Origin of the sequence: Pyrobaculum sp. (genome assembly GCF_049971835.1) — an archaeon.
In the GTDB taxonomy this organism is placed as follows: domain Archaea; phylum Thermoproteota; class Thermoprotei; order Thermoproteales; family Thermoproteaceae; genus Pyrobaculum.
In genome coordinates this window covers 1-2,639 of record NZ_JBMFKV010000225.1, presented here as the reverse complement: position 1 = coordinate 2,639, position 2,639 = coordinate 1, and the positions used below count along the sequence as shown (strand labels likewise).

At 60.2% G+C, this 2,639-nt stretch carries 4 protein-coding genes and 1 pseudogene; 1 reads left to right on the top strand and 4 read right to left on the bottom strand.

Features of this window, described 5'->3' with window-relative positions:
• Both ACP5J3_RS12780 and ACP5J3_RS12775 read right to left on the bottom strand, forming a co-directional pair.
• Window positions 1–248: pseudogene (locus tag ACP5J3_RS12780) on the bottom strand (hypothetical protein); the annotation flags it as partial.
• On the bottom strand, window positions 248–610 hold the full coding sequence (locus ACP5J3_RS12775; protein WP_428496035.1) for a hypothetical protein: 363 nt from the start codon (window positions 608–610) through the stop codon (window positions 248–250). The gene ACP5J3_RS12775 and the pseudogene ACP5J3_RS12780, both read right to left, overlap by 1 nt.
• A 392-nt stretch (window positions 611–1,002) precedes the next feature.
• Between ACP5J3_RS12775 and ACP5J3_RS12770 the strand changes: the two genes are divergently transcribed.
• Window positions 1,003–1,650, top strand: coding sequence for a hypothetical protein (locus ACP5J3_RS12770; protein ID WP_428496034.1), 648 nt, complete (start codon window positions 1,003–1,005; stop codon window positions 1,648–1,650).
• Here ACP5J3_RS12770 and ACP5J3_RS12765 read toward each other — a convergent pair.
• Together ACP5J3_RS12765 and ACP5J3_RS12760 are read right to left on the bottom strand one after the other, a co-directional pair.
• Window positions 1,615–2,256 carry a trimeric intracellular cation channel family protein gene (locus tag ACP5J3_RS12765; protein WP_428496033.1) on the bottom strand — a complete coding sequence of 214 codons (642 nt, stop codon included), beginning with the start codon at window positions 2,254–2,256 and terminating at the stop codon, window positions 1,615–1,617. The genes ACP5J3_RS12770 and ACP5J3_RS12765 overlap by 36 nt on opposite strands.
• Window positions 2,235–2,639: hypothetical protein (locus ACP5J3_RS12760; protein ID WP_428496032.1), on the bottom strand; the 405-nt coding region annotated here is incomplete at its 5' end. The genes ACP5J3_RS12760 and ACP5J3_RS12765, both read right to left, overlap by 22 nt.

Here is a 2,639-nt window from a genome sequence, read left to right as displayed (position 1 = left end):
ATAAGGATCTTGGTACCCCGAAGCGGGGCCAGGAAGTCGAGCCTCCGCATCTTCTTCAAAATGGCTATGTACGCCTCCTCGAGCCTCGGCCTCTCCGAGGCCCACCGCGCCTTCAGCACACACCCCTCTGCTATTCTGTACAGAGGCAGAAGCTCCACCACAGGCTTAGCCCAGAAGAGCCGTAGCCTCCCCAGGTGGCGGTACCACAGCGCAAACTCGTCCGGAGTCAGCGGGTCTAGGCACACCATTAGGAAAACAGAGAATTCCGCCGAGTCACCAACTTCTCCAAGTCGGACACCACCGGGAGTATAGAGGCGTAGTCCTTACTAGCCAGCAGAGACAAGACGGTATTCATCTTATCGAAAATCACGGCGTCTATCTGCTCAATCTCCCTCTTAGACGTCGCCCGCCCCTCTATAGACTTCACCCTCACAGCTATCATATTCACAGCCTTCAAAATCCTACCCAACTCCTCCACGTTATCCGAGTTAAGCATCCTCTTCCTAATCTCCGTCTCGATCTCCTTCAGCCCCCTGTAGATCAGCTGTCTAATCTTCGGCTCATCTTCTACACTTCTATACCCTGGAAACACAAAGAAACGAGGTGCCACAGACTGGCGTTACGATCCATTTAAATATCTTTAGACCTTTAGCCACCCACCCACAAAATCCGTAACCCACCAATCCAACACCCACTAGAGGCGACACCGGCGCCCAGCACACCCTCCTGCGCATGTGGGAGTAGCTGACCGGGCCGCGGCGACGCGCCACACGACGCCGCGACGCCCACAACGACCTGTACCCCACCCCAGGCAAGGAGACGCAAATCCGATAGAAAACAGACACACAACCAAACACGACACAGGTGGGGGGCGCCAGCAGGTGCCTGAAAACACCCCCCGGCATCCCCCTCAGCGGCCGCGAAGGCCCCCGTAATTGGAGGGGCGTAGGTAAAGGGCGCCGCGCGCTCAAAAACATTTTATAAATTTCGCCACGTCCTCCCGTGCTTGGCTGGGTTGACCACCCCGAGTACTACGGACCTCTAAACGTCGATATGCTTGACAAGCCCGAGGTCGTGCTCACGGCGGTAGTCATAAAGCAGTCCTACGACGGCTTTGAGAAAGCCATCGGCACGTGGTCTCGCTTCGGCACGCTAAGCGTAGTCGAGGCGGTCTACGCCTACGTCACACAGGCGAGGAGGGGGGTACTCGGAGCGGGGGAGCTCCGGGCGAAGCTACTTGAGCTCTTCCCCGCCGCCACCGAGCTGGACATACTAGCCATGCAGAGGGTGCTGAAGCTGGGGCTCGGCATCACCACCTGCGACCTAGGCCTGGTGGTGCTGTCCCACATGCCCGTCGGAGGCGCCGGGCACCCCCAGAGGCCCCTAGGCACCATATACGAGCTGAGGGGGGGAGACGCCACAATCTACGTCGCGCGCAACGCGGGGAGACGGGAGATCTACGACGGCGAGACCATGTGCGTCGTCCCCATGTCAAGCCAGCCACCACTACACCCCCTATACGAAGCCCACCTAAGGGGCTTTAGAATAGTCACAGAGGGGGAGCCCCCCGAGGACGCCCCATGCGTCGTGCACAGGAAGCTGGGACTGCGTTGCCTAGACGCGCGGTTTGCCTTGTCTAATCCGGGGTAGCTCCCAGCCCCGGGCCAGCGACACAATCCTAATGGCGATAACCGCCACAATTGTAACCAGCATGGCCACCTCCCTCCCCAGCCCCAAGGCGGCCAGGTATATTAGGCCGCCCACAGCCGCCGCAGAGGCGTAGATCTCCCTACGCAACACCGCTGGCACCTCCCCGGCGAGAACATCGCGGATAACCCCCCCGCCGGCGGCCGTCACCGAAGACAGCATCATCACCGTCAGCCAGCAGTCCCCCAGCCCCCGCAACTGGCAGTAATTCGCAGTCAAATCCGCGCCGATAGCGGCGAAGGCGCCCAAACCCACCGCGTCGGGGTAGAGGACGTAGTCCCTGACCTTCTTCACATAGGGGTAGAGGAAGAACGCCGCCAGAGAGGCGGCGATTGCGGTCAGCGAATACGGCATGTACACCACGTTCACCGGGGGGACCCTGCCGAGTAGCAAATCCCTGATAATACCCCCCGCAAGCGCCGTGGAGAACCCCAACACCACAAACCCCAGCAGATCCATATCCTTCTCACCCGCCTTCAACGCCCCAGACAGCGCAAAGGCCACAATCCCCACGTAGTTAAGCAACTCTACAACGTCCTCCGCCCGCATAGCCCCAGCGCCTCGGCTATATGGACGTCCTCCACCACCGGCTTAACCAGCTTTACAAACCTCTCCACGTCACGCCTCTCGTACAGAACTATAAAACGACTGACGCCCGCCTCGTCGGCGGTCACAAGGGGGGCCAGCCCCAGCAGCCTAAGCGACTTGGCCAACTTCCTACTCCCCGTCTTGAATATGACCAGCACCTCGCGCCCATGGGGGTCTCCCATGAAGAACTCACCGTGCGCCTCGAAGGCGCCCTTTATGAAGTATATATGCTCCAGCAGAGACGCGGGCGCGTATCTGCAGTACGTCTTCGGAAGCTCCACGGCGCCGTCTGACGTCTTGAAGCCGAGCGACCCCAGCCACCGGAGCAGATACCCCCTCACCCC

Excerpts from the sequence above, each read along its gene's own strand:
- ACP5J3_RS12765 (WP_428496033.1), bottom strand. The coding sequence starts at position 2,256 with ATGCGGGCGGAGGACGTTGTAGAGTTGCTTAACTACGTGGGGATTGTG.